This is a genomic window from Aureimonas sp. AU22, assembly GCF_001463745.1.
Classification (GTDB): Bacteria; Pseudomonadota; Alphaproteobacteria; order Rhizobiales; family Rhizobiaceae; genus Aureimonas.
The window spans coordinates 39,795-58,348 of sequence record NZ_BBWJ01000053.1; the positions used below are offsets into that span (position 1 = coordinate 39,795).

19 protein-coding genes and 1 pseudogene are annotated in these 18,554 nt (G+C 69.8%); 10 read left to right on the forward strand and 10 right to left on the reverse strand.

Going from position 1 to position 18,554, the window contains the following annotated elements:
- Positions 1–133: 133 nt before the first annotated feature.
- Entirely contained in the window at positions 134–856 is a 723-nt protein-coding gene (locus AUL34_RS19950; RefSeq protein WP_061937900.1) for a LuxR family transcriptional regulator, read from the forward strand.
- The gene (locus tag AUL34_RS19955; protein ID WP_061937903.1) at positions 853–1,473 is read left to right on the forward strand and encodes an alpha-ketoglutarate-dependent dioxygenase AlkB; all 621 of its coding nucleotides are present in this window, start codon (positions 853–855) and stop codon (positions 1,471–1,473) included. Before AUL34_RS19950 ends, AUL34_RS19955 begins: the two co-directional genes overlap by 4 nt.
- A gap of 13 nt (positions 1,474–1,486) precedes the next feature.
- Here AUL34_RS19955 and AUL34_RS19960 read toward each other — a convergent pair whose 3' ends face one another.
- From AUL34_RS19960 to hisB, 9 genes are all read right to left on the reverse strand, one after another.
- The gene (locus tag AUL34_RS19960) at positions 1,487–3,049 is read right to left on the reverse strand and encodes a glucan biosynthesis protein (RefSeq protein WP_061937906.1); all 1,563 of its coding nucleotides are present in this window, start codon (positions 3,047–3,049) and stop codon (positions 1,487–1,489) included.
- Positions 3,050–3,139: 90 nt separating this feature from the next.
- On the reverse strand, positions 3,140–4,096 hold the full coding sequence (gene coaA, locus AUL34_RS19965) for a type I pantothenate kinase (protein WP_061937958.1): 957 nt from the start codon (positions 4,094–4,096) through the stop codon (positions 3,140–3,142).
- 11 nt (positions 4,097–4,107) lie between these two features.
- Positions 4,108–4,428 (reverse strand): phosphoribosyl-ATP diphosphatase, encoded by a 321-nt coding sequence (locus AUL34_RS19970; RefSeq protein WP_061937909.1) that lies wholly within the window; start codon positions 4,426–4,428, stop codon positions 4,108–4,110.
- Between the two features lie 13 nt (positions 4,429–4,441).
- Positions 4,442–5,251, reverse strand: coding sequence for an imidazole glycerol phosphate synthase subunit HisF (gene hisF / locus AUL34_RS19975; RefSeq protein ID WP_061937960.1), 810 nt, complete (start codon positions 5,249–5,251; stop codon positions 4,442–4,444).
- 53 nt (positions 5,252–5,304) lie between these two features.
- Entirely contained in the window at positions 5,305–5,862 is a 558-nt protein-coding gene (locus AUL34_RS19980; RefSeq protein ID WP_061937912.1) for a Uma2 family endonuclease, read from the reverse strand.
- Between the two features lie 62 nt (positions 5,863–5,924).
- Positions 5,925–6,659, reverse strand: a complete 735-nt coding sequence (hisA, locus tag AUL34_RS19985) for a 1-(5-phosphoribosyl)-5-[(5-phosphoribosylamino)methylideneamino]imidazole-4-carboxamide isomerase (protein ID WP_061937914.1) — start codon at positions 6,657–6,659, stop codon at positions 5,925–5,927.
- Positions 6,659–7,312: an imidazole glycerol phosphate synthase subunit HisH gene (gene hisH / locus AUL34_RS19990; protein WP_061937916.1), complete on the reverse strand. Its 654-nt coding sequence runs from the start codon at positions 7,310–7,312 to the stop codon at positions 6,659–6,661. Before hisH ends, hisA begins: the two co-directional genes overlap by 1 nt.
- On the reverse strand, positions 7,312–7,773 hold the full coding sequence (locus AUL34_RS22680) for a DUF2628 domain-containing protein (protein WP_061937919.1): 462 nt from the start codon (positions 7,771–7,773) through the stop codon (positions 7,312–7,314). The genes hisH and AUL34_RS22680 overlap by 1 nt, the downstream gene beginning before the upstream one ends.
- On the reverse strand, positions 7,770–8,378 hold the full coding sequence (gene hisB / locus AUL34_RS20000) for an imidazoleglycerol-phosphate dehydratase HisB (RefSeq protein WP_061937921.1): 609 nt from the start codon (positions 8,376–8,378) through the stop codon (positions 7,770–7,772). The genes AUL34_RS22680 and hisB overlap by 4 nt, the downstream gene beginning before the upstream one ends.
- Positions 8,379–8,717: 339 nt before the next feature.
- Between hisB and hslV the strand changes: the two genes are divergently transcribed.
- The 7 genes from hslV to AUL34_RS20035 all read left to right on the forward strand — a co-directional run bounded on the left by hslV (position 8,718) and on the right by AUL34_RS20035 (position 17,501).
- Positions 8,718–9,275, forward strand: coding sequence for an ATP-dependent protease subunit HslV (gene hslV / locus AUL34_RS20005; RefSeq protein ID WP_061937963.1), 558 nt, complete (start codon positions 8,718–8,720; stop codon positions 9,273–9,275).
- 67 nt (positions 9,276–9,342) lie between these two features.
- On the forward strand, positions 9,343–10,155 hold the full coding sequence (locus AUL34_RS20010) for a potassium channel family protein (protein WP_061937923.1): 813 nt from the start codon (positions 9,343–9,345) through the stop codon (positions 10,153–10,155).
- Between the two features lie 82 nt (positions 10,156–10,237).
- The gene (locus AUL34_RS20015; RefSeq protein WP_082653531.1) at positions 10,238–10,594 is read left to right on the forward strand and encodes a DUF1236 domain-containing protein; all 357 of its coding nucleotides are present in this window, start codon (positions 10,238–10,240) and stop codon (positions 10,592–10,594) included.
- A 323-nt stretch (positions 10,595–10,917) separates the two neighbouring features.
- Positions 10,918–12,168 (forward strand): EAL domain-containing protein, encoded by a 1,251-nt coding sequence (locus AUL34_RS20020; protein ID WP_192845797.1) that lies wholly within the window; start codon positions 10,918–10,920, stop codon positions 12,166–12,168.
- Positions 12,169–12,268: 100 nt separating this feature from the next.
- Complete coding sequence (locus tag AUL34_RS20025; RefSeq protein ID WP_061937928.1) at positions 12,269–13,744, forward strand: mannitol dehydrogenase family protein; 1,476 nt, start codon at positions 12,269–12,271, stop codon at positions 13,742–13,744.
- A gap of 180 nt (positions 13,745–13,924) precedes the next feature.
- Positions 13,925–15,424, forward strand: coding sequence for an ATPase domain-containing protein (locus AUL34_RS20030; protein ID WP_061937933.1), 1,500 nt, complete (start codon positions 13,925–13,927; stop codon positions 15,422–15,424).
- On the forward strand, positions 15,417–17,501 hold the full coding sequence (locus tag AUL34_RS20035; protein ID WP_061937936.1) for a PAS domain-containing protein: 2,085 nt from the start codon (positions 15,417–15,419) through the stop codon (positions 17,499–17,501). Before AUL34_RS20030 ends, AUL34_RS20035 begins: the two co-directional genes overlap by 8 nt.
- Positions 17,502–17,559: 58 nt before the next feature.
- Here the strand turns inward: AUL34_RS20035 and AUL34_RS20040 are convergent, their stop codons facing one another.
- Positions 17,560–17,937 carry a hypothetical protein gene (locus AUL34_RS20040; protein WP_061937939.1) on the reverse strand — a complete coding sequence of 126 codons (378 nt, stop codon included), beginning with the start codon at positions 17,935–17,937 and terminating at the stop codon, positions 17,560–17,562.
- A gap of 246 nt (positions 17,938–18,183) precedes the next feature.
- Here AUL34_RS20040 and AUL34_RS20045 point away from each other — a divergent pair.
- Positions 18,184–18,554 (forward strand): annotated as a pseudogene (locus AUL34_RS20045) (hypothetical protein); the annotation flags it as partial.

The following is an 18,554-nucleotide window of genomic DNA, read 5'->3' on the forward strand; positions in this document are numbered from 1 at the left end:
TAGGATAGAGAACGCAGGTTCGCCGCGTCGCGAATCGCCATCCTGACCCGGCCGCCCGCGCCACGTCCTTGGAAAGGATCGCCATGACCGTTCCCCCAACGCTCCTGTCGTCGGTGTCGGCCGCGTCCGGCGCATGAACCGTCCGCAGGTCAGCCTGACGGGTCGCCTGGAGCGGCCCTGGACGGAAGCGGCGCTTCGCCGGGCGGTCGGCGAGATCGCCGATGCCGCGGGCTTCGACCGGTTCGCCCTGATGACGATCCCCTCGACGGACGAGGCGGGCGCGGAGATGCGACCGATCCTGTCGAACTGGGAGGACGAGTTCCGAAGCGGTTTCGAGCGCCTCGGCCTCCATCGCTTCTCGCCCGCGGTGCGGGCGCTGATCGGCGGTTCGCTGCCCTTCGTCTGGGATGCGGAATTCGTCTACGGGTTCGATCCGGACGATCCGGCGGGCTCGTCGCCGCAGGGCCGGTTCCTGGCCGCCCACGGGTGCCTGTCGGGCGCCTACTGCCCGGTGCACGGCATTTCGGGCTCCACCGGCGTCCTCGCCGTGGCGGGGTCCCGCGCCGCGGTCGACGAGGCGGAGGCGGACGGGCTGCAGCTCCTCGCCTTCGCCGCCTTCGGCGTCCTGGCGGCGTGCCGCTACGAGGAGAACCGGCGCAACAATCCGCTGACGGGCCGCGAGCGCGACTGCCTGAAGCTCGCCATGCTGGGCAAGACCTCCTCCGAGATCGGCACGATCCTGAAGCTCTCCGAGCACACGATCTCGCAGTACCTCACCTCGGCGACGCGCAAGCTCGACGCGTCCAACCGCACCCATGCGGTGGCGCTGGCCGCCCAGCTCGGCTACCTCTCGTGAGCCCGCCGGGCGCGCTGCCGCCCGGGCTCCGCCACCACCCCGGGCGGCTCGACGCGGCCGCGCAGGGCGCGCTTCTGGCCGAGATCCGTGCGGCGACGGCAGAGGCTCCGCTCTACCGGCCCGCGATGCCGGGAACGGGCAGGCCGTTTTCCGTGCGGATGACCAATTGCGGATCGCTCGGCTGGGTGGCGGACAAGGCGGGCTACCGCTACCAGCCCTTCCACCCCGAGACCGGCCGCCCCTGGCCGGCGATCCCGGCGATGCTTCTCGACCTCTGGCGCGAGCTTGCGGACCACCCGCACGCGCCCGAGGCCTGCCTTGTCAACTTCTACGAGCCCACCGCGCGCATGGGGCTGCATCAGGACAAGGACGAGGACGATCTCGCCGCGCCCGTCCTGTCCGTCTCGCTCGGCGACGAGGCGCTGTTTCGCTTCGGGGGAACGACGCGAGGCGGGCCGACGCGCTCGCTGCGCTTGTCGTCCGGCGACGTCCTCGTGCTCGGAGGGGCGAGCCGGCTCGTCTTCCACGGCGTGGACCGGATCTATCCGGGAACCTCGACGCTCCTGAAAGGGGAGGGCCGCATCAACCTCACGCTTCGGCGGGTGACGCGGCCCTGAAGGTTCAAGCGCCTCAGGCGCCCATGGAAACGGGCAGGAACTGGTAGGCCCAGGTTTCGGTCAGCACCGTGTCGCCCTGGCGCATGTAGAGGCGCAGCTCCACCGGGTCGCTGCCCTCGGCCGTCAGGTCGAAGGTGACGCGCCAGGCGGTGCCGACCTTGACGGAATAGCAGTCCACCTTGCCGACCGTGCCGCGCGAGGCCGAGGCGATGGCCTCGACGCCCTTGGCCTCGCGGTCGAGGGCGGCGACCAGCCCGCCGTCGAAGTCCACCACGATCTTGGTGACGCCCGCCGGGCGAGGCTGGCCGGCGATGCCGCCGCGCCCCAGCCGCGTCGCCACGACCTTGCCGACGTCGCCGGGATAGGGCTCGCGGTTGGACCAGTGAAGGACATAGTCGAGCGCGATCGCATCGCCCTTGGCGACGGGCTTCGACGAAAGCCAGTAGGCGGCGATGTTGTCGTGGATCTCGTCGTCGGTCGGGATCTCGACGAGCTGCACCATGCCCGCACCCCAGTCGCCCTTCGGCTCCACCCACACGCTCGCGCGCTTTTCGTAGAAGACGCCGTCGTCTTCGTAGTTGGCGAAGTCGCGGTCGCGCTGCAGAAGGCCGAAGCCGCGCGGGGTCTGGTCGGAGAAGCTCGACGTCATCACCCGCGGCGGATTGTTGAGCGGACGCCAGATGCGCTCGCCGGTGCCCGTCCACAAGGCGAGGCCGTCGGAATCGTGCACCTCCGGCCGCCAGTCGATGCGCCGCTGCTTGTCGGTCTCGGAATACCAGTACATCGAGGTGAGCGCGGCGATGCCGAACCGCTCGATGGCGTGGCGCGCGAAATAGCGGGACTGGATGTCCATCACGATCGGGCCGCCCTTCCGGATGTCCATGCGCAGGACACCGGCGACGCGGGGGCTGTTGAGAAGGCAGGTGATGACGAGGCGCCCCTCCGCCGAGGGCTCCAGGAAGAAGTCGGTGAAGCGCGGGAACTCTTCGGGCGTCGGCATGGCGACGTCGATCGCGAGCGCTCTGGCCGACATGCCGAACTGGTTGTCCTCGCCGGACGTGCGGAAATAGGCGGCCCCGAGGAACGCGATCCAGTCGGCGTCCGAGCCCGGCTCGAGGACGCGGAAGCCGGCGAAGCCGATGTCGTCGGGCAGTTCCTTGGCCGGCGAGTCCGACGGGATCGTGAAGAGGTTGGGATCGTAGCGGAGCGTGCGCGCCTGGCCACCCTCCACCACATGGATGCCGACCGGCAGCTTGAAGTAGCGTCCGAGATGGAAGAAGCGGATCGGCGCCTTGCCGTCGTTCAGCTCCAGCGTCTCACTCTTCTTGTACTGGATGCGCCAGTGCTGGTCGAAGTCGATGCGCTCGAGCACGTCACCGGAGCGCGGCACCTCCGGCACGTAGGGACTGGCGGCGAGCGCGCGGGCGCGCTCCACCAGCCGATCGAAGGAGAAGGGCTCCGGCGCGCCGAACTGGAGGAGGTCTCCGTCGGCGGCCAGGGCGCCGCGCGTGGCGCCCGCCAATCCGAGGGCGGCAAGGCCCATCATCCATTCGCGTCGGTTGAGGTCGATCGTCATCCGCGTCCTGTGTCCCTGTTCGAAGCCGCGCGGGGAGTTGGGCCGTGCGGGGGCGAATGTCAACTGCGCGGCACGCCGGGACGGAGTCCGTCAGATCTTGCGCAGCGCCACCTGCTCCACCAGGTGATCGCCGCCCTTGCGCAGGATCAGGTCGGCCCGGGGTCGGGTCGGCTGGATGTTCTCGTAGAGGTTCTTCGCGTTGATCGTCGCCCAGAGCCGCTCGGCGACCTCGAGGGCTTCGTCTTCCGAGATCTTGGAGTAGCGGTGGAAGAACGACGTCTCCTCGCGGAACGCCGTCTCGCGCAGGCGCATGAAGCGCGAGATGTACCAGCGGTGGAGGTCGCGCTCGTCCGCGTCGATATAGATCGAATGGTCGAAGAAGTCGGAGACGAAGGGTACGAACTTGCCGTCGCGCGGCATCTCGCGCGTCTGGAGGACGTTCAGCCCCTCGAAGATCAGGATGTCGGGCTGGTCGACCTCGATCCGGTCGCCCGGCAGGACGTCATAGAAGAAGTGCGAATAGACCGGCGCCGTCACGTGGCGCGCGCCGGCCTTGATGTCGGACAGGAAGCGCAGGATGGCCGCGACGTCATAGCTCTCGGGAAAGCCCTTGCGCTGCATCAGTCCTTCGCGTTCCAGGACGGCGTTCGGATAGAGGAAGCCGTCGGTGGTCACGAGATCGACCTTGGGCGTTCCGGGCCAGCGCGCCAGAAGCTCCTTCAGGATACGGGCGGTCGTCGATTTCCCGGCCGCGACCGAGCCGGCGATCCCGATGATGAAGGGCGTCTTCATCTGATCGGAGCCGCGCAGGAAGCGCTTGCGCTGGCGAAACAGCGCCTGGCTGGATTCGACATGCGCATACAGGAGCCGGGAGACCGCAAGATAGATGCGCTCGACCTCGTCGAGGTCGATCGTGTCGCCGAGCGAGCGAAGGCGCCGGACCTCGTCCGCCGTGAGCGTCAGCGCCTCGCGACCACGGAACGTCGCCCACTCCGCAGCGGAAAAGAAGTGGTAGGGCGAGAGGGTGGAGGGCACGAGCTGGTCCATCGCCAAGCGCCTCAGGTTCCCCGCGGCCGGGCGGCTTTTTCCTCCAGGCCGGTGCGCGCGGTGCGCGACTGCAGCTCGGCCATCACGTCGGCGAGCGGAATCCCACGCAGGTGGAGGAGCACGAGAAGGTGGTAGAGGAGATCGGCCGCCTCGCCCTTGAGGGCGGCCTCGTCCTCGCTCAGCGCCGCGATCACCGTCTCCACCGCCTCCTCGCCGAGCTTCTGGGCGACCTTGCCGATCCCCCGCCGCGCGAGCTTGGCGGTGTAGGAGTTGGCGTCGTCGGATGCCGCGCGCTCCGCGACGATCGCTTCGAGTTGCGAGAGATCGAACATGGGCGTGGAGCTTTCAGGACGGAACGGGGACAAACGACGAACGGGCGCCGTCGAGCCGCATCGGGATGCCGGCGTCGGCCATGTGGCGCTTGGCCTCGCCGATCGTGTGGGTGCCGAAATGGAAGATCGAGGCGGCGAGCACCGCCGTCGCGCCGCCCTCGCGGACGCCGGCGACGAGGTGATCGAGAGTGCCGACGCCTCCGGACGCGATGACGGGCACCGGCACGGCGTCGGCAACAGTGCGCGTCAGCCCGAGATCGAAGCCCGCCTTGGTGCCGTCGCGGTCCATGGAGGTGAGAAGGATCTCGCCGGCGCCGAGCGCCACGACGCGCCGGGCGAACGCCACCGCGTCGATGCCCGTCGCCTGCCGCCCGCCATGGGTGAAGATCTCCCAGCGTCCGGCCTCGCCGTCGGGCGACACGCGCTTGGCGTCGATCGCGACCACGATGCACTGGTTGCCGAACTTGTCGGCGGCCTCGGCCACGAATTCGGGGCGCTTCACGGCGGCCGTGTTGATCGACACCTTGTCGGCGCCGGCGAGCAGCAGCCGGCGGATGTCGGCGACCTCGCGCACGCCGCCACCCACGGTCACCGGCATGAAGCAGGCCTCGGCGGTGCGTGCCACGACGTCGAAGATCGTCTCGCGGTTGTCGGAGGAGGCGGTGATGTCGAGGAAGCAGAGCTCGTCCGCGCCCGCCGCGTCATAGGCACGCGCCGCCTCGACGGGGTCGCCCGCGTCCACCAGCCCTTCGAAATTGACGCCCTTGACCACGCGACCGTCCTTGACGTCGAGGCAGGGGATGATGCGCGCCTTGAGGGTCACCTGGAAGCCGTCTCCGTTCCGCATACCGGCGGATCGGGCCGGTCGTGCCGAGCTTATGCGATGCCGCGATAAAGGTCCGCAAGGGGAAGGCACAAGCCGAACCCCTGAAGCGTCACGCTTTCCTCAGCCCCGACCACCATCTCGGGCGAGCCGAAGGCGCCATCCTCGCCCCGCGCCCAGAGCCAGACGCGCGGCTCGTCCTGCGACAGGACGAGGTAATGCAGGAGCGAGGGGAGGGCGGTGTAGTCACGCACCTTCTCCCCGAAGTCCCGCGCCATGGACGACGGCGACAGGATTTCGGCGACGAAGACCGGCGCATGAGCGACGAGGTCCTGTCCGCCACCGCCGGTCTGATCGACATAGACATCGGGAAAGCGAACCCCGTCCGGCGTGCGCACGCCGAAGTCCGCCGCACCGACTTCGTAGCGCTCGGCGTCCAGCGTTCGCGCCAGAAACACGGTAAGCGCCGTCGTCAGCTTCGCGTGGTTGCGCGAAACGTTGACCATCATGTCGATCACCTTCCCCCGTACGAACTCCCGCTTGCCGTCGAGCCCTTCAAAGGCCCGCAGGAAGTCGTCCGCCGTTCGGATAGGAGGCAACTGGATGTTCATGGCGTCAATCTAGTCTCTCGGCGCCCCGCTGCAAAGATCGCGAAAGCGACTCACGTGAAACATCAGCCCCGCAAGCGGGCCAGTGCCTCCGCGGGATCGATGCGCCCGTCGTAAAGCGCACGGCCCGAGATCGCACCTTCCAGAAGCGCTGCATCCGGCGCGGCGAGGCGCTCGATGTCGGCCATCGAGGCCAGGCCCCCGGAGGCGATCACGGGGATGCGCACGGCCTCGGCGAGCGCGATCGTGGCGTCCCAGTTGATGCCGGCCAGAATGCCGTCGCGGTCGATGTCGGTGTAGATGATCGCCGCGACGCCTGCGTCCTCGAAGCGATGGGCGAGATCCTCGGCGGTGAGTTCGGAAGCTTCGGCCCAGCCCTCCACCGCGACCCGGCCGCCCTTGGCATCGATGCCGACCGCGATCTGGCCCGGAAAGCGCTTGGCCGCCTCGCGCACGAGCTCAGGGTCGCGCACCGCGACCGTGCCGAGGATGACGCGCGAAAGGCCCGCACCGAGCCAGCGCTCGACATCCGTCAGGGTGCGGATGCCGCCGCCGAGCTGGACCTTCATGCTGGTTCCCACGGCGACGACGATGGCTTCCACGGCCGCTGCGTTCACCGCCCGGCCCTCAAAGGCGCCGTTGAGATCGACGACGTGGAGATGCGTGAAACCTTGGCTCTCGAACGCGCGGGCCTGCGCGGCGGGGTCGGCATTGTAGACCGTCGCCTCCTCCATCAGCCCGAGCTTGAGGCGCACGCACGCGCCGTCCTTGAGGTCGATCGCGGGAAACAGGATGGGCATCAGGGCTTCCAGCGCAGGAAGTTGGCGATGAGGGCGAGACCGAGCGTCTGGCTCTTCTCGGGGTGGAACTGCGTGCCGGCCTTGTTGCCGGAGGCGACGATCGCCGTCACCGGCCCGCCGTAGTCCGCAGTCGCCAGAACCTCTTCCGGCCGTCGCGGCACGAGATGGTAGGAATGGACGAAATAGGCATGGAGGCCCGTCTCGCCGGTCGCGATGCCGTCGAGGAGCGGGTGGGCGTGTTTCACGTGAATCGTGTTCCAGCCCATCTGCGGGATCTTCAGCGCGGGGTCGCTCGGGACGATCGGCTCGACGTCGCCGCCGATCCAGCCAAGGCCTTGGCTGATCGTCTTCTCCAGTCCGCGCTCGGCCATCAGCTGCATGCCGACGCAGATGCCGAGGAACGGGCGGCCCCGCTCTTCCACCGCCTCGCGCAGCGCCTCCAGAAGGCCGGGCGCCTCGTCGAGGCCGCGACGGCAATCGGCAAAGGCGCCGACGCCGGGCAGCACCAGCCGGTCGGCCGCACGGATCTCCGCGGGATCGTCGGTGACGAGGATGCGGCTGTCGTCGTCCGCCTCACGCGCGGCACGCTCGAAGGCCTTGGCGGCCGAGCGCAGATTGCCCGAGCCGTAGTCGATGATGGCAACGCTCGGCATCAGGAGGCGCTCCGAAGGTCGAACAGGGATTGGCCGGGGCGCAGGGCAGGGCGTGGAGCGCCGACCATGGCGCGGCCGGCATCGGGGGTTGGCGCGATCTCGACCTCGCCGGCGAAATACAGGAGCTCGGCGTCTTGCTCGTCCCGCGCCCAAACCGCGCCCGCCTCGTGCCAGCCGGCTCGGCAAAGACGGCGCGCCAGAAGGCTCGGCCCCTCCAGCGCGACGAGAAGGCCGATCGTGAGCGAAAGGAGAGCCGCCACCGGCACGCCGCTCTCGGGCGCCGCGACCTTCACCAGCACCTCGGCCAGAAACGCCGCCACCGCCGGGAGCCAGAGCCGATGGCGCAGCAGCCAGAGGCTCGGCACCACCAGCGCCCAGGGGCGAAACCCGTCGCGCAGGAACCGTGCGCCGTCCGTCCGCCCTTCCGCGCCCGGCGGCTCGAAGATGCGGTATCGTCTCACGCCAGCATGCCCTTGGTGGACGGCACGAGGTCGGCCTGGCGCGGATCGATCGACAGCGCCTCGCCGAGCACCCGCGCCACCGCCTTGAAGCAGGTCTCCGCGATGTGGTGCGCGTTCTCGCCGTAGAGCGTCTCGATGTGCAGCGTCAGCCCGGCATTCACGGCGAAGGCCTGGAAGAACTCGCGCACCAGCTGCGTGTCGAACGTGCCGATCTTCTCGGTGGGAAAGCGCGTCCGGAACACCAGGAAGGGCCGTCCCGAGACGTCCACCGCCGCACGCGTCAGGCACTCGTCCATCGCCAGATCCAGCGACGCATAGCGCCGGATGCCCCGCCGCTCGCCCATGGCCTTGCGGATCGCCTGGCCGAGCGCGATGCCGACATCCTCCACCGTGTGGTGATCGTCGATGTGATAGTCGCCCTTGGCCTCGACGCGGATGTCGATCAGCGAATGGCGCGCCAGGTGATCCAGCATGTGATCGAAGAAACCGACGCCGGTCGCGACATCCGCCCGGCCCTGGCCGTCCAGATCGACGCGCACCCGGATCTGCGTCTCCTTCGTCGCCCGATCCACCGACGCATCCCGCCGTCCCGCCGTCTCGCCCATTGTCGTCCGTCCTCGCTCGTTCCGCCGCTTCATATAGAAGCGCGGGGACGACGCCAACCGAGGGCGGAGGCGATGGGATGGCGGGGCTGCCGCCCCGAGCCCCGCTCGGGAAGGAATTCCCGAACCCTTCTTCTCGTTCGGGACCATTTCCATGATCGGGGAGGGCCGCTGGCCCTCCCCGATCATGGACACGCCTCGAATGAGGAGGGGTCCAGGGGACATCATGTCCCCTGGCGGGGTCCGGGGGCAGCGCCCCTGTCTTCCGCCGCCCGCGCCCTTGTTGGCACCGCCTTGGCGCTCCCATATGGGGCGCGGAACGAACGAGGACTGAACGAGATGATGGACCAGCACGACCCGGCGAAGATGTACGGGACGACGATCGTCACGGTGCGCAAGGGCGGCAAGGTGGTGATTGCGGGCGACGGGCAGGTGTCGCTGGGCAACACGGTGATGAAGGGCAATGCCAAGAAGGTCCGGCGCATCGGCAAGGACGGGAAGGTGATTGCCGGATTTGCGGGCGCGACGGCGGATGCGTTCACGCTTCTGGAGCGGCTTGAGGCCAAGCTCGAGCAGTATCCCGACCAGCTGATGCGCGCCTGCGTGGAACTGGCGAAGGACTGGCGCACGGACCGGTATCTGCGCCGGCTCGAGGCGATGATGATCGTGGCCGACGCCAAGGTGACGCTGACGCTGACGGGCAACGGCGACGTCCTCGAGCCGGAGGACGGCGTGATCGCGATCGGCTCGGGCGGCAACTACGCTCTGGCGGCGGCGCGCGCGCTGGCGGAGACGGATTTCCCGGCCGAGGAGATCGCCCGGCGCGCCATGCGCATCGCGGCGGAGATCTGCATCTACACCAACGACAACGTCATCCTGGAAAGCCTCGACGCGGCGTGAGCGCCGCGCGGGCCGCGGTTGCGCCGCTCCCTGGCCGGGAGCGGAGGCGTGATCCATCTTGACGCCGATGGACGCCGCAACCGCTTCGACCGACCAGCCGCCGCCGCCGGGGCGCTTTGCGCGCTTCCGGCGCCGGCTCGACTTCCTCTACCACGCCGACCATCCGACGGCGGTGCGCTTCCAGAGCTGGGTGGCGATCGTCGATCTCGTGATCATCGCCTTCTTCGTGCTGGCGCCGGTGCTGCAGGAGAAGCGCTACTTCCTGTGGCTGGACTATTCGCTGGCGGCGCTCCTGGCGCTCGACTTCGCCACGCGCGCGCTCGCGGCCCCCAGTCTCAAGTCTTGGGCGAAGCGGCCGGTGATCTGGGTCGATGCCCTGGTCCTCCTGACGCTGCTTCTGCCGGCGATGTTCTTCAACCTCGGCTTCCTGCGGATCCTGCGGCTGTGGACCCTGTCGCGCAAGGACGTGCTTTGGCGCTCGCTGCGCCGCCGGGGGCTGCAGGCATGGGAGGAGGCGGGGCGGGCGGTGATCAACCTCCTCACCTGCCTGTTCCTGGCGACCGGCTTCATCTACACGGCGTTCGTTGCCGAGGGGTCGGGCATCGAGGGCTATGTCGACGCCCTCTATTTCACCGTCGCCACGATGACGACCACCGGGTTCGGCGACGTGACGCTGCCGGGGCCGGCGGGCAAGCTGACGTCCGTCGTCATCATGATCGTCGGGATCTCGCTCTTCGTGCGCCTCGCCCAGACGGTGTTTCGCCCCTACAAGGTGTCCTTCCGCTGCCCGGCCTGCGCGCTGGAGCGCCACGAGCCGGACGCCGTGCACTGCAAGGCCTGCGGCCACATCCTGGCGATCCCCGACGAGGGCAGCGACTGACCCGCCGCGTCGGCGCCGCGTGCAACCTCGGGGCGCGGGTCGGCGTTGAGGGCTCGATTTGGATGTCCGAAGGAGAGTTTCCATGCGCCGTCTCGTCGCCCTCGCGGGTCTTGCCACCCTGATCGCCACCCCCGTGCTCGCACAGACCACCACCACTACGATCGTGACGCAGGAACCGGCACCGGCGGCCGTCGTCGCCGTTCCCGCCCCCGCTCCCGCCGCCGTGGTCGCCGTGCCGGCTCCGGTGCGCACCTATGTGACGCAGCAGAGCATTCCGTCGGTCACCTACGAGCGCCAGATCGTGGTCGGCGAGCCGCTGCCGCAGGCCGTGGAGTACCACGTCATCCCCGACAACGACGGCTATGCCTATGCGGTGGTCAACGGACAGCGGGTGATCGTGGACCCGCAGACGCGCAGCGTGATCGAGGTCTACGACTAAGATCGTAACGGTTTCAGATGGTCTCTTGAAACCGCCGGGAGCGTTTCCCATCTCATGATCAGGCGGCGCGTCCCGGTTTCGGTCGAAGCGCTGCCGAGACGTCCGGCCTTTCGTCCGACCACGGATGTACTGGCGAGGTGTGAGGCCGGATTGCCATTTCGCAGAATGGACGCGGAGCCGTCGGGAACCCCCCGGCGGCTTTTTCGTGTCTGGATGCGGGGTTTGCAGTCCACGCTTCGCATCCGGGCTTGCGCATGCCTGCAACCTTACCGATAAGTCATATAACCTTCAGAAGAATTTGCGCGGCGGACCGGCTTCCCTTCATGCAGCGTGCGGCAGAGTCACCCCCGCCTGACAGCCTCAACGACATTCGCGCCATGCTCCGCCTCGTGCGGCAGAACCTCGGGCTCGACGTCGCCTTCATCGGCGAATTCGTCGGCGACCGGCGTATCTTCCGCCATGTCGACGCCGCCGTCCCCGGCCTGGTGCGCGAGGGGGAAGCCGACCTCCTGGAGGAAAGCTACTGCGCGCGCGTGGTGGACGGACGGCTGCCGGAACTGATCCCCGACACCGCCGGGGTGGCGGAGGCGCAGCGCATGCCCGCCACCCGCGCCTTGCCGGTCGGCGCCCATCTCAGCGTGCCCATCCGCCTGTCGAACGGCATGGTCTACGGCACCTTCTGCTGCTTCGGCCATTCGCCGGACCATTCGCTCAACGCGCGCGACCTCGCCATGCTGCGCACCTTCGCGGGCCTCGTCGCACAGCGCATCGACCGCGACCTGCAGACCGAGAGCCTGCGGGTCGCCAGGCGCGCGCGCATCCGGCAGCTTCTCGACCGAGGCGGCCCGGCGATCGTGTTCCAGCCCGTCTTCCTTCTCGACGGGCTTCGCCCGATTGGCTCGGAAGCGCTGTCCCGCTTTCCCGACGACCCGCACCGGCCGATCGAGGCGTGGTTCTCCGATGCCGCCGAGGCCGGCCTCGGCGTCGAACTGGAGCACCGGGCGATCGGCAACGCGCTGGACGCCTACGCTGCGATCTGGGCCCGTCATCGCGTGCAGCTCGGGGTCAACGCCTCGCCCGCCGCGATCCTCGATCCGCACTTCGCCCGCCTCTTCGATGCCGCCCCCGCCGACCGGGTCGTCCTGGAGCTGACCGAGCACGAGCGGATCGACGACTACGGGGAACTCGTGGCCGCGCTGGCGCCGCTTCGCGCCCGGGGCGTGCGCATCGCGGTGGACGACGTGGGCGCCGGCTATGCCAGCATGAGCCATATCGTGGCCATCCGGCCCGACATCATCAAGCTCGACCGCGGCATCGTGCGAGGCCTCGACGCCGATCCGATGCGCGCGGCGCTGGCGACCGCGCTGACCGGCTTCGCCGCCCAGTGCGGCTGCAAGGTGGTGGCCGAGGGCGTCGAGACGCCGGGCGAACTGGCGCTTCTCGCCGGGCTCAAGGTGCAGGCGCTCCAGGGCTTTCTTCTCGGACGCCCGATGGATGTGTCGGCGTTCGAGGCCCTCCTGGCGCCGGGCGGGGTCCCTGCCGCGCCCGTGCGAAGCGCCGTCCCGGTCGATTGACAGCGCCGGGCGCGGCGTCGAAGAAACAGGGAGCCGTCTGCGGGCGCCGGGTATCCGGTTCGCCCGCGCATCCGCCCCCGCTCGTGCCAAGGCTTCGCCCGTGATCCAGCGCCTGTCCTCCGTCGCCCTTCCCACCCTGCCGGCCGACGTGGTGCGGCCCCGGTTCGATCGCGGCGCCGCGCGCATCGGGATCGTGCATCTCGGCCTCGGCGCCTTCCATCGCGCCCACCAGGCGGTGGCGACCGAAGCCGTGCTGGCAGGGGGCGACCTCCAATGGGGCATTGCCGGCGTCTCCCTGCGCAGCCCCGACACGCGCGATGCCCTCCAGCCCCAGGACGGGCTCTACACGGTGGCGGTGCGCTCAGGGAGCGGCGACCGGCTGGAGGTCATCGGCGCCATCCTCACCCAGCTGGTGGCCCCCGAGGATCCGGAGGCGGTGCTGGCGCTGATGGCGGCGCCCGCGACCCGCATCGTCTCGCTGACCGTCACGGAAAAGGGCTACTGCCACAACCCGGCGACCGGCGAGCTCGACCGCGACCATCCCGACATCGTCCACGACCTCGCCAACAGCCACGCGCCGCGATCGGTGCCCGGCTTCCTGGTGGAGGCACTTCGGCGGCGGCGCGAGGCGGGCCTGCCGCCCTTCACGGTCCTGTCCTGCGACAACCTTCCCGCCAACGGCGCGACGGCGCGTCGCGTCGTGGCCGCCTTCGCCGAACTGCGCGACGACGCGCTCGGCAGCTTCGTCGCTCGGGAGGTTCCCTTCCCCTCCACCATGGTGGACCGGATCGTGCCGGCGACCACCGACGACGACCGGGCGCTGGTGGCCGAGCGGCTCGGGGTCGAGGACGCCTGGCCGGTGATGACCGAGCCGTTCCGGCAGTGGGTCATCGAGGACCACTTCGCCGACGGGCGGCCGGACTGGACGGCGGGCGGCGCGCGCTTCGTCGCCGACGTCGAGCCCTTCGAGCTGATGAAGCTGCGCCTTCTCAACGGCTCGCATTCGACGCTCGCCTATCTCGGCTATCTCGCCGGCCACGAGACCGTGTCGGAGGCGATGGCCGACGCGCCCTTCGCCGACCTTCTCGCCGCGATGATGGAGCGCGAGATCGCGCCCACCCTGCCGCCCCTCTTCGGCTTCGACCTCGCCGCCTACCGCGCCGAGCTTCTCCAGCGCTTCCGCAACCCGGCCCTTCGCCATCGCACCTGGCAGATCGCCATGGACGGCTCGCAGAAGGTGCCCCAGCGCCTGCTGGGCACGATCCGCGACCGGCTGAAGGCGGGCGAGCCCTTCGAGCGTCTGGCGCTCGGGCTCGCCGGCTGGATCCGCTATGTGGGGGGGCGCGACGAGCGCGGCGGGGCGATCGACGTGCGCGATCCGATGGCCGCTCGGCTGCGCGCGCTCAGCGACGGGGCGGGCGAGGACCCCGAGCGCCTCGCGGACGCCTTCCTGTCGGTCCGCGAGGTGTTCGGCGACGACCTCGCCGGGGACCTGCGCTTGCGCCGGACGGTGGCACAGGCGCTCGCGCGGCTGATCACGGTCGGCTCGGCCGCGGCGGTCGCCGAGCGCGTCTAACGCGCCGGGGCGAGGCCCCTGGCCCGCCATCCGCCAGGGGGAACCCGACGTCGACGGAACGTTCACCCTGTCGAGGCGCGGGCACACGCTAAGGCGTTGCGCCGCCGGACCGGCTTGGCTAGTCAAGAGGGTGCGGTTCCCTGCGGCCGCCGAGCGATCCGACCTGCCGAGACGTAACCGATGCGCGACACCACCGATCGGACCTCGTCCGGCAACGCCGAACTCGACCAGATCCTGAACGGCGGGCTGCCGTCGAACCGTCTCTACCTCATCGAGGGCGCGCCGGGCTCGGGCAAGACGACGCTCGCGCTGCGCTTCCTCCTGGATGGAGCGGAGCGGGGCGAGCGGGTCCTCTACATCACGCTGTCGGAAACGCGCGCGGAGCTCCTGGCGGTCGCCGCCTCGCACGGGTTCGACCTCACAGGGATCGACATCTTCGAGCTTTCCTCCGCGGACGAGGTCCTGGGGGAGGGGCGCGAACAGTCGATCCTGCACTCCTGGGAAATGGAACTCGGCGGCACGATCCGCCTGATCCGGGACGAGGTGGAGCGCGTGCGTCCGAGCCGCGTCGTGTTCGACAGCCTGTCGGAGATGCGTCTCCTGGCGCAGGACGCGCTGCGCTTCCGCCGGCAGGTCCTGCAGCTCAAGCAGTTCTTCGCGCCGCGCGCCGCCACCGTCCTCCTGATCGACGACCTGACGTCCATAGAGGGACGCCACGATTCGCATCTCCATAGTCTGTGCCACGGCGTCGTCACCCTGGAGCGCCTGACGCTGGACTTCGGTGCCGCCCGCCGGCGCCTCCAGGTCCAGAAGCTGCGCGGCGTCGATTTCTTTGCCGGCTACCACGACTTCACGATCCGTCGCGGCGGGCTCGACGTCTATCCGCGCCTCATCGCCGCCCAGCACAACACCGCCTTCGTCGGAGATCCCATTCCGAGCGGCGTGCCCGAACTCGACGCGCTGGTGAACGGGGGGCCGCTTCGCGGCACCAGCACGCTGATCACCGGGCCGGCGGGCACCGGCAAGACCACCATCGCCCTGCAATATGTCGATGCCGCATGCCGCCGAGGCGAAGCCTGCACGATCTACGAATTCGACGAGCGCATCGGCACCATGATGGTGCGCGCGCTGGCCATGGGCCTCGACCTCCAGGCTCATCTCCGCAGCGGCCTTCTCAAGATCGTGCAGGCGGACCCGGCGGAGGTGTCGCCGGGCGAGTTCGCCTGGCGGGTGCGACGCGAGGTCGAGGAGCGCAACTGCCGCCTCCTCGTGATCGACAGCCTCAACGGTTATCTCGCCGCGATGCCGCAGGAGCAGCAGCTGATCCTGCAGATCCATGAACTCCTGTCCTATCTGAACCAGAAGGGCGTCGGCACGTTCTTGATCAATCCGCAGCAGGGGTTGGTGGGGACCATGTCGACCGGGATGCTCAACGTGTCGTATGTGGCCGACACCGTGTTCTTGATCCGCTTCTTCGAGGCGGGAGGCCGCATCCGCAAGGCGATCTCGGTTTTGAAGAACCGCGGCGGCCCGCACGAGGAGGCCATCCGCGAGCTTCGCATCGACGGACGGGGCGTGCGCGTCGGCGAACCCCTGACGCGATTCCGGGGGATCCTGACCGGTACGCCCGAATATGTCGGCGAAACCGCACCGCTGATGGAAGATCGGACGGGTGCATAGACCAGCGGCGCATCGCTTCGAGGTCCTGATCTGCGCACCGTTCGGGCGCGACGCCGAAAGCGTCGGGTCGGTTCTGGCGCGCGACGGCTATCGCGCCTCGATCTTCCCCGACCTCGCCGCGCTCGGCGCGCGCGTGGAGACGGACGGCGGGGAATCCGTCGGGTTGATCCTTCTGACGGAGGAAGCGCTCGGTTTCGGCTTCGACATCCTGACGCGGGCCCTTCGCACCCAGCCCGACTGGTCCGACATTCCGATCATGGTGCTGGCGGCGCGGCGCACCGGGCGGGGCGATGCCATCGTCGGCTTGCGCCACCGCCTGCCGGACAGCGTCGCCAACGTGGTGATCCTGGAGCGCCCGCTCGGGATCGAGTCGCTGGTCAGCTCGGTGGCCACGTCGATGCTCGCGCGCCAGAAGCAGTTCGAGATGCGCGACCGCTTGCGCGAGCTGACCCTCAGCCGCGAAGCGCTCGCCGCTTCCGAGCGCGAGCTGCGTCTCGTCACCGATTCGCTTCCCGTCCTCATCGCCTTCGTCGATCGCGACCTCGTCTACCGTTTCGCCAACCGCGCCTACGAGGACTGGTTCGGACGGGGCACGGACGAGGTGATCGGACGCACCATTCCCGATGTCCTCGGCCCCGAGAACTTCGAGACGCGCCGCGCCGCGATCGCGCAGGCGCTCTCCGGCGAGTCGGTGCGCCTCGAAGTGCTGCTCACCATGCCCGGCCGGCCCGATCGGCTGACCGAGATCCGCTACCTGCCGCGCCGCGATGGGCGGGGGCAGGTCGACGGGTTCCACATCTTCGTCCTCGACATCACCGCCCACAAGCGCATGGAGAACGAGCTGCGCGAGGCCGCCGCCATGCTGGAGGCGCGCGTGGCCGAGCGAACCGAGGCGCTCTCCGCCGAAATGACGCGCCGGGAGGGCGTCGAGGAAGCGCTCCGCCAGTCGCAGAAGATGGAGGCGATCGGCCAGCTCACCGGCGGCATCGCGCACGACTTCAACAACATGCTGGCCGGTGTGATCGGCTCGCTCGACCTCATGCGTCGCCGGATCGAGAGCGGCGACGTGGAGGCGCTGGAGCGCTACCGCGTCAACGCCATGCAGGCGGCCCAGCGCGCCGCGACGCTGACCGCCCGCCTCCTTGCCTTCGGCCGTCGCCAGTCGCTGGACCTGAAGGCTCTCGACCTCAACGCGGTGGTGCAGGGGATGGAGGATCTCCTGCGGCGGACGCTCGGCGAGAACATCGCCATTCGCACCGTTCTGGCGCCCGAGCCGCTGGTGGCGCGAACCGACGTGAGCCAGCTCGAGAACTCGCTCCTGAACTTGGCCATCAACGCGCGTGACGCGATGCCCGAGGGCGGGCGGCTGACGATCACCGCACGCGCGGCCACCGCGACGGAGGCCTCGGCCGCCGCGCGTGCCGGTCCCTTCGCGGTGCTGGAGGTCGCCGATACCGGATCGGGCATGTCGCAGGAAACGCTGGCCAAGGCCTTCGAGCCCTTCTTCACCACCAAGCCGATCGGCCAGGGCACCGGTCTCGGCCTGTCGCAGATCTACGGCTTCGCCCGCCAGTCCGGCGGCCATGTCGCGATCGAGAGCCGCGAGGGGGAGGGGACCACGATCCGCCTGCTGCTGCCGGCCGAAGGCGTGGAGGTGGCCGTGGACGCCGTGGCGCATTCCGGCGAGGCGCCGGCCGGCGAGGGCGAGACGGTGCTGGTGGTGGAGGACGAGGGTCTGGTGCGCATGCTGATCGTCGACGTGCTCGGCGACCTCGGCTACCAGCCGCTGGAGGCGGTGGACGCCGCCATGGCCCTGCCGATCCTGGAATCGGGCGCCCGCGTCGATCTCCTGGTCACCGACGTCGGCTTGCCCGGCATGAACGGGCGCCAGCTCGCCGAGGTCGCGCGGCGGCTGCGGCCCGACCTCAAGATCCTGTTCGTCACCGGCTATGCGGAGTCGGCCTCCGTGCGCGGCGAGTTCCTGGGCGACGGCATGGACCTCATCGCCAAGCCGTTCGAATACGAGGCGCTGGGCGCCAAGGTCCGCGAGATGATCGTGGGGCAGCCGGCAGGCTGAGCGGGACCGGGGAGCCTGGGCTCCCCAATCCGGACGCTCGCGCCGAAGCGCGACCCGGTCAGCAGTTGGCGGCGACCCCTTGCGCGTCGTTGGCGGCACGCGCGGTCTGGCAGGCGGCGTCGCGCGTCAGGTTGTTGAGACCCTGCTTGGCGGATTCGAGCGCCTCCCCGGTGGCCTGGCGGGCGCGCTCGAGAGCCGGAGCGGCCGCGTCGCGCGCTTCGTTCGCCGCCGCGCCGATCGCCTCGCCCGTTTCGCGCCCGGCCTGCCCGATCGCGTCCACGGCCTCGCGTGTCTGGCTGCGCGCCGTGTCCGCCGCGGAAGCGGCCGGCGCCGTCGTGGTGGTGGTGGTGGTGGCGGCGGGCGTCGAAGGGGCGTCGTCGCCACAGGCGGCCAACGCCAGCGTCGCGGCAAGGGCCCAGGGCGTCAGCTTGTTCATGTCGTCGATCCTCGTGTCGTGGCCGCTCGGGCCATGTCCCTGCCTCGGCAAGGTGCGGCGCTCGATCCACGTTTCAAGAGACGGCTACCGCCCGCCAGCGGTCGCGGCCGCTTCGATCAGGGGTTTCAACGGGTTGTTCCGAAATCACGGACAATGCGGCGCTTCGCGCGCTCGATATGTTCACCATCCGTCCACCTTCGCCGGGTTAGGTCTTGGGCTCGGATCGAAACCAAGGGAAGCCCTGCGATGACGAAGCGAAAGCCGCGATCGCGCAAGTCAGCCGCCGCCGCGTCGCCGCGTCGCCGGGTCGGGCCGCTGTGGTGGGGGGCGGGCCTCCTCGCGCTCGGCTGGATCGCTTTCGATGCCAACCGCCCGATGGTGGAACGGCACCTGCCTGCGCTCGCCGTCCTGCGCCTGCCCTGGGAGGCTGCACCGGCACCCCCCGCGCGGCGCGTGGCCGCTTCCGAGCGCACCGCGGCGCCGCGACCGGCGTCTCCCCGACCTGCCGCCGCGCGCTCCAAGGAGGCCGAGCGCTCCGCCGAGCCGCGGCAGGCGGCGCTGCGCCCGCCGGCGCCCCCGATGAAACCCGGCGTCCCGGAGACGCGGCCGGCCCATCC

Bases quoted from the DNA above. Each gene is read 5' to 3' on its own strand.
- hslV (WP_061937963.1), top strand. From the start codon at position 8,718: ATGGACCAGCACGACCCGGCGAAGATGTACGGGACGACGATCGTCACG.
- AUL34_RS20040 (WP_061937939.1), bottom strand. From the start codon at position 17,937: ATGAACAAGCTGACGCCCTGGGCCCTTGCCGCGACGCTGGCGTTGGCC.
- AUL34_RS19960 (WP_061937906.1), bottom strand. From the start codon at position 3,049: ATGACGATCGACCTCAACCGACGCGAATGGATGATGGGCCTTGCCGCC.
- AUL34_RS19950 (WP_061937900.1), top strand. From the start codon at position 134: ATGAACCGTCCGCAGGTCAGCCTGACGGGTCGCCTGGAGCGGCCCTGG.
- AUL34_RS19970 (WP_061937909.1), bottom strand. From the start codon at position 4,428: ATGTTCGATCTCTCGCAACTCGAAGCGATCGTCGCGGAGCGCGCGGCA.
- AUL34_RS20010 (WP_061937923.1), top strand. From the start codon at position 9,343: ATGGACGCCGCAACCGCTTCGACCGACCAGCCGCCGCCGCCGGGGCGC.
- AUL34_RS20015 (WP_082653531.1), top strand. From the start codon at position 10,238: ATGCGCCGTCTCGTCGCCCTCGCGGGTCTTGCCACCCTGATCGCCACC.
- AUL34_RS19980 (WP_061937912.1), bottom strand. From the start codon at position 5,862: ATGAACATCCAGTTGCCTCCTATCCGAACGGCGGACGACTTCCTGCGG.
- AUL34_RS20030 (WP_061937933.1), top strand. From the start codon at position 13,925: ATGCGCGACACCACCGATCGGACCTCGTCCGGCAACGCCGAACTCGAC.
- hisH (WP_061937916.1), bottom strand. From the start codon at position 7,312: ATGCCGAGCGTTGCCATCATCGACTACGGCTCGGGCAATCTGCGCTCG.
- AUL34_RS20020 (WP_192845797.1), top strand. From the start codon at position 10,918: ATGCAGCGTGCGGCAGAGTCACCCCCGCCTGACAGCCTCAACGACATT.
- hisB (WP_061937921.1), bottom strand. From the start codon at position 8,378: ATGGGCGAGACGGCGGGACGGCGGGATGCGTCGGTGGATCGGGCGACG.
- coaA (WP_061937958.1), bottom strand. From the start codon at position 4,096: ATGGACCAGCTCGTGCCCTCCACCCTCTCGCCCTACCACTTCTTTTCC.
- hisA (WP_061937914.1), bottom strand. From the start codon at position 6,659: ATGCCCATCCTGTTTCCCGCGATCGACCTCAAGGACGGCGCGTGCGTG.